Raw genomic sequence first — 1611 nt, forward strand, 5'->3', positions numbered from 1 at the left:
ATCGACCGCCTTGACGAACTCCTGCCGTGGAACTTCACGCCCGCCGGGTCACCTGCGGGGACCGGCTGACGCTTACCGAGCGACTGCAGCGCGAGGGCCGCATTGTGGCCATGGCCGGCGATGGAGTGAACGACGCCCCGGCACTCGCCGCGGCCGACGTCGGCATTGCGATGGGCACGGGCACCGATGTCGCAATCGAGAGCGCCGGTGTGACGCTGCTCCGCGGTGACCTGACCGGCATTGTCCGGGCGCGGCGGCTCTCGCGCGCCACGATGCGTAACATCCGCCAAAACCTCTTTCTCGCCTTCGTCTACAACGGCGTGAGCATTCCGGTGGCAGCGGGGTTACTCTACCCGTTCTTTGGCATTCTGCTCTCGCCGGTGATCGCCGCGGCGGCGATGGCGCTCTCTTCGGTCAGCGTCGTCGCCAACGCGCTCAGGCTACGCGCGGTGCGGATTGGATGAGGCGACCGCCCGGCCCCGTTCGAGTCACGTCAGCTGCCGACGGACGAACCACGCCACGAGCGGCGGCAGCAGGATCCACTGCAGTACTGGCGAGAGCCCAACCCCGAGTAGCGGGACGAGAGGCATGGCTTCGGCGTACTCCCACCGCTCGAGCGGACCCGTGGCGAGCCACTCCAGCACCAGCGTGATCGCCACGCCGATGGCGACAAATCCTGCTAGCTGGCCGACGCTCGGAGCGAGAATCCAACGCCGCGTCCGCGTCGCCGCGGCGACGCCCCAAAAGGCTATAACCGCAATAACAGCGTCGCCGAGGGTGGCGCTTGTGCAGATCCTGATGGCTTCCCAGTGCGAGGCCGTGGCCATGCCGCGGAACAGCGGCACCTGCAGGAACTCCCAGGGATAATTGAGTAGGAAGGCGAACACCGCCACGTTTACTGTGGGGGCATCGAGGACGCGGCGAAGAAGGGCAAGTGGCCGGGCAGGACCCTCAGACCGGCCGGGGGAAGGACGCGTGGGTGTCACAGAGTGGCGCCCGGGACCTGGCAGGCCGGATCGGGAGGGGAGGATTTGGCATCCGGCATCCTGCTCACCGCCCGGCCGCCGCTGTCGGTCGCGCCCGGTCCTCGTACATGAAGGTCATCGGCCGCGGGCCTTTGCCGAGATACCCGGAGCGGAGCTCGACAACGTCGAACCCAGTTTCGCGCAGCATCCGATCCACCGGGTTGTTGAGATAGCAACTGATCCGAGTCCATAGGGGATTGAGGCGGCGCTGCCAAGCGGCTGTCTCCGGATCCGGCGCCAGGCCGTGCTCAACGAAGAGGAGCTCTCCGTTGGGCCGGAGCACGCGGCGCATCTCGCCAAGGCCGGCGCGGGCATCTTCCAGGCTGCATAGCGTCCACGCCATGACGGTCGTGTCCACACTGGCCTCCACGAGTGGGATCGCCTCAGCCGTCGCCCGAACGAGGTGCACGGGGAAGGCGACGTGGGCGACCAGGGGCGTGGCGCGACGCAACAGTTCCGCCGAAGGGTCGAGGCCGATCACCATCTCGGCCGGGGCCGTAGAGCGGCAGGGTAAGCGTCAGCCGGTCCCCGCAGGTGACCCGGCGGGCGTGAAGTTCCACGGCAGGAGTTCGTCAAGGCGGTCGAT

2 protein-coding genes and 1 pseudogene are annotated in these 1611 nt (G+C 67.8%); 1 reads left to right on the top strand and 2 read right to left on the bottom strand.

What is annotated here, in order from left to right:
- Window positions 1–26: 26 nt before the first annotated feature.
- Window positions 27–464 (top strand): annotated as a pseudogene (locus J3S20_RS29850) (HAD-IC family P-type ATPase); the annotation flags it as partial.
- Between the two features lie 24 nt (window positions 465–488).
- Here the strand turns inward: J3S20_RS29850 and J3S20_RS29855 are convergent.
- The gene (locus J3S20_RS29855; RefSeq protein WP_168054954.1) at window positions 489–893 is read right to left on the bottom strand and encodes a hypothetical protein; all 405 of its coding nucleotides are present in this window, start codon (window positions 891–893) and stop codon (window positions 489–491) included.
- 157 nt (window positions 894–1050) lie between these two features.
- Complete coding sequence (locus tag J3S20_RS29860; protein ID WP_246603466.1) at window positions 1051–1509, bottom strand: class I SAM-dependent methyltransferase; 459 nt, start codon at window positions 1507–1509, stop codon at window positions 1051–1053.
- Window positions 1510–1611 lie beyond the last annotated feature (102 nt).

The sequence above is a fragment of the Falsiroseomonas tokyonensis genome (assembly GCF_019024325.1).
Taxonomy (GTDB): Bacteria; Pseudomonadota; Alphaproteobacteria; order Acetobacterales; family Acetobacteraceae; genus Falsiroseomonas; species Falsiroseomonas tokyonensis.

Excerpts from the sequence above, each read along its gene's own strand:
- J3S20_RS29860 (WP_246603466.1), bottom strand. The coding sequence starts at position 1,509 with ATGGTGATCGGCCTCGACCCTTCGGCGGAACTGTTGCGTCGCGCCACG.